The organism is Moraxella caviae, from assembly GCF_002014985.1.
Taxonomy (GTDB): domain Bacteria; phylum Pseudomonadota; class Gammaproteobacteria; order Pseudomonadales; family Moraxellaceae; genus Moraxella; species Moraxella caviae.
The window spans coordinates 1-4,445 of record NZ_MUXU01000028.1; the positions used below are offsets into that span (position 1 = coordinate 1).

The following is a 4,445-nucleotide window of genomic DNA, read 5'->3' on the forward strand; positions in this document are numbered from 1 at the left end:
GAAAGCGGAAGTATTCGCCAACAAAGACGGCGGACACACAATAAAAATCAGCAAGTAGGGCAAAATTATGCACAACAGCTTTTTGAACGACTACAACGCATTGTTGAACGAGCTAGAACAGCAATTAAACGAGTTACAGGCGACCACAGCAACACAGGGCGAGCAGATAACGCAATTAACCAAAGTCAATCAGTCTTTGACCGTGCAGAACGAGCAATTACAGGGGCTAATAAACAAATTAACGACACAGAACGCCAAATTAAACAGCGAGAACAACAGGCTAATGAATTTATTGCAGAGCAACAAAAATCCCTAGACAAAGACAAGGGCTTTGGGTTTGGGCGTTGATTTTGACTAACCCTCAAAAGTTTTGTAATTATCAAATACTTTGGTTTATCATAGCACAAAAAGAAAAACCCACCATAAGGCGGGCTTTTCGCTTAATACTAGGGGGTAGGCGTAAGCCCTCAATAGACCCTAGCAAACAGTAATATTTTAAGGCTTTATCCCTATGAAATCAAGTGAAAATTATCCGAATATCAAAAATACCCTATCGCATTCACGCCTTGCCACCTATGAGAAATTTACCCAAAACACCGAACAGGCATTAAGTTTGTATCAATGGAACTTGCAAATATCGTCCGCCTTGTTTGAATGTTTGGCGGTGTGTGAAGTTGTTATCAGAAACGCAGTTGCCAACGCCATACAAGCCGAACACGGCACAGATTGGGCGTTCAATGTGCGATTTGTCCGCAGTATGCAACAAAACCGCAGAGACGAGCTTTTGGACGCACGACAAGAGACCACAGAACAGACCATTTGCGAATTACCGTTCGTGTTTTGGCAAGGATTTTTTACCGCTCGTTTTAATGATGAGATTTGGAAAAAGCATTGGGCAGTCGCCCTACCCAATGCTAAGCATGCAGATTTGCCAATAATGAGAGCAGAAGTATTTGATAATCTTGAAAAAATTAGAAAACTAAGAAACCGTATCGCCCACCATGAACCCATTTTTAACCGCAACCTACAAGGCGACTACAAGCGGATTATCAAAATCATCGGTTACTGCTGTACAGATACTGCAACTTGGGTAAAGTCTTGGCAAAAGGTTGATGAACTATTAAAAATCAAGCCTACACCCCCATAACCTGCTTAAACAAACTGCGTAACATCTGATTTTTATGGGCATTGCTTTCAGTCTTATTTTTCTCAAAAATAGATTGATATACTGGATAACTTTGCCTAATCATTTCCCCTACTTCGCCAATAATGCGATTTTGTTCACCTTGTGGCAAGCTCTCAAAATAAGCAATAAACGCCTTATTCTCGCTTTCTTGGCGTTCTCTCTCGGCTTTCTTAGCCAGTTCCTCCTGTCTTTCACGCTCCGCCTGCTCCTTGCGTGCTAGGCGTTCATTTTCGGCTTTCTGTAACTGCTCATAGTACTCATCAAGCCCCCAACGCTCGGCTATCGCCTTATTCTCAATATTTTTTCTGTGAAAATCGTTTACTGGCTCGCCCTTGCTTTCCAAATGGGCGATATAATCAGCGACTTTCTGACGAACGATAACAAGCTCCTTATCAGTCAAGCCGTGCAAAATGTCTAGCGTGTTAGGGTCTCGGCTATCACTAATCATCTTATCAATCTTGCTTGCTTTGGTGCGTTTATCGTTGATAATCAGCGTAAAATGCGTGATGATTTTGCCTATTTTTTCCTGTTCAAGGGTTAATTCAAATTCGCCTTGTTGGTTAATTTCTTTAATTACTGGCATTAGTACATATCTTTTAAAATCATTAACCGCTTTATATTTATTGGTACAACCAAAAAAGTCTTTCCATTCATCAACCACCATTGTAACTTGCGGATATTTTTTACCGTGCGGCGGTTTTGAGTTAGCCCATTTACAGCATAACTCATAACCCTTTTTGGTATGAAAACTATTTAATTTTATTGTTTTTTCGTAGGGGTATTTGGTGTAGGCTTCGCCAGTCTTTTGAATAAGGTAAGCAACAACATCAGAAAGCATCAGATAAATAAAACCGCTATTTTCTTGATACACAACGGCTTGAACCCAGTAAGTTTCCATAATTGCCTTGCGATGACTTCCTTTTGGGCGTGCAATGCTATAAAAATCCTGTTCCCCTGCCAATTTCTTTAAATCATCTTCATAAATTTGGACTTTGAGCTTTCTACTGTGTAATTTTTTAGCAGTTTCCCTTAAAACTTCGTAGGCGTATTTTTCGTGAATTTTATTGGCAACCGCAAACTCTTTGGCAGAGATAAAAACCTGCTTACCGCCAACACCTTGACTAAATAATTTATTAACCGCCAAAGTCATCAAATCGTGTTCGGCTGGCGACAGGTCAAAAGCACCTTCAATTAAGGCATTTGATTTAAAAATTTCAATTTCTTTACCTTCAACATAAAAACTGGCATTTTGAACAAATTCAGACATAAGTAACCTGCAAGTAAGAAGTTGAGAGCCATTATATCAAACGGAAAATTATAAATCAATTCCTTAAACGGATTTTATATATGTATTTTCCGCTTGAATTCAGGGGTTTGTACACTTATTAGAGTAAAAACGGAAAAAAAAACATAATTCCGTTTGAAGTAAGGGGTTTCTCCGTTTGAAGTAAGGGGTTTCTCCGTTTGAAGTAAGGGGTTTCTCCGTTTGAAGTAAGGGGTTTCTCCGTTTATAAGTGCGTAAACCATTGATTTTAAAAAGAAAATCAGCCCCTATAATATAATAATATATATAATTAAATAATACCGTCCTCCTTTTTCAAAAATTTTGAATTTTTTGACCTAAAACCCCTTTCTTTTGTCTTTCTAACCTAGTAAAATTAACAAAAAATAGTAAAGGGCGAGCATACTTATAGTACCCTTTGGGATACTATAAAGCTCGTAAGGGGAACTTCCCCTTAACCCCTTGTCATCTCCGCTATGCTCCGATGATTGGGGGCAAGCCCCCAAACCCCCATTAAAAAGACAAAAGAAAAATGACCAAGCCAAAACGCACCAAAGAAATAAAAATCAGATTGACCGAGCAAGAATATCAAGCCCTACTTGACCGCAAAAAAGGGGAATTGGCTGTTTGGATTAGAACAACTTGTTTAGAGCAAGACATACCAGAACCCAAAAAAGTAAAAACGGCAGACCCTGAACTTTTGCGACAACTTGCCAAGATTGGGGGCAATCTTAACCAAATCGCCAAAACTACCAACACCGAGCAAGCAAGGGGCGATATTATCAATCTTTTGAGAGTAACCGCAGAATTAGCCACCATTAGGGAGCAACTAGACGAACTTTTGGAACGCCACAGATGATTATTAAATTTTTACCCAACAAGGGAAAAGGCACTTGTTTGGCAACAATGAATTATTTGCTAGGCAGCAAAGGCGACCGAGAACACGCTAAAGTGTTGCAGGGCGACCCCAAATTAACACAGCAGTTAGCCGACAGCCTAGAATTTAAGCACAAATACACCGTTGGGGTATTATCGTTCGAGGAAAGCAACCTTGATGACCGCCAAAAGCGTGAGATTATGGCGGACTTTGAAAAATCCCTTTTGTGCGGATTGGAGCAAGACCAATATAATATTTGTTGGGTAGAGCATCGAGACAAAGGGCGGTTAGAGCTGAATTTTGTCATTCCAAAGGTTGAATTAACCACAGGTAAGGCGTTAAACCCCTATTTTGACAGCGTGGACAGAAAGCGAGTAAACGCATTCAAAGACCACACCAATGCCAAATACAACCTAACCGACCCTAACGACCCAGCCAACCGCCAACCACTTACACCAAAATTTAACCTACCCAAAGACAAAAAAGCGTTACAGGAAGCGATTACAGGCTATCTGATGAACGAAATGGGGCAAGGCAACATAAAAGACCGTCAAGGCGCTTTAAACGCCATACAGAACGATTTAGGGCTATCTGTGGCGAGAATTACCCCTAATTCAATCAGTATCAAAGACCCAACCAACGAAAATGGGCGAAATATCCGCCTAAAAGGGGAAATTTATGCAGACAATTTCAGATTTAGCCAAGACTATTCAGCAGAAAACGAGCGAGCGAGCCGAGAATACCGAGCAAATCGTACAGAACGAATTGCAGAAACTAGAAAAATCCTTACAGCAGAGATTGAGAGAAAGCGAGCATTTAATAGCGAACTCTATCAGCGACCACCAACAGAACCTACAAGCGAAATTGAACACCGCCCTAGCGTTCAAGAATTGGCTAATGATAACCATAGGGGTGTTATTGGCGACAGTCCTAGTATTGGGGGGAATGGCAATGTATTTTTACAGCAGTATGAAAGACAGCCGAGCGGAACAAGCTCAAATTCAGGCGACCATAGACCAAATGCCCCTACCGCCCAAAGTGTTGAACCAATTCAACATACAACAGGACGACAAGTATTATTACCTAGCGACCAGAAACAA

At 40.6% G+C, this 4,445-nt stretch carries 5 protein-coding genes; 4 read left to right on the forward strand and 1 reads right to left on the reverse strand.

Going from position 1 to position 4,445, the window contains the following annotated elements:
- Positions 1–348 (forward strand): hypothetical protein (locus tag B0181_RS12050; RefSeq protein ID WP_158078931.1); only part of this gene is annotated, 348 nt, incomplete at its 5' end.
- A 163-nt stretch (positions 349–511) separates the two neighbouring features.
- Positions 512–1,147, forward strand: coding sequence for an Abi family protein (locus tag B0181_RS04480; RefSeq protein WP_078276293.1), 636 nt, complete (start codon positions 512–514; stop codon positions 1,145–1,147).
- Here the strand turns inward: B0181_RS04480 and B0181_RS04485 are convergent.
- Complete coding sequence (locus B0181_RS04485; RefSeq protein ID WP_078276294.1) at positions 1,134–2,453, reverse strand: replication initiation protein; 1,320 nt, start codon at positions 2,451–2,453, stop codon at positions 1,134–1,136. The two genes, B0181_RS04480 and B0181_RS04485, sit on opposite strands and share 14 nt — an antisense overlap.
- Positions 2,454–3,000: 547 nt before the next feature.
- Between B0181_RS04485 and B0181_RS04490 the strand changes: the two genes are divergently transcribed.
- On the forward strand, positions 3,001–3,327 hold the full coding sequence (locus B0181_RS04490; RefSeq protein ID WP_078276295.1) for a MobC family plasmid mobilization relaxosome protein: 327 nt from the start codon (positions 3,001–3,003) through the stop codon (positions 3,325–3,327).
- Positions 3,328–3,374: 47 nt separating this feature from the next.
- Positions 3,375–4,445: relaxase/mobilization nuclease domain-containing protein (locus B0181_RS04495; protein WP_249024905.1), on the forward strand; the 1,071-nt coding region annotated here is incomplete at its 3' end.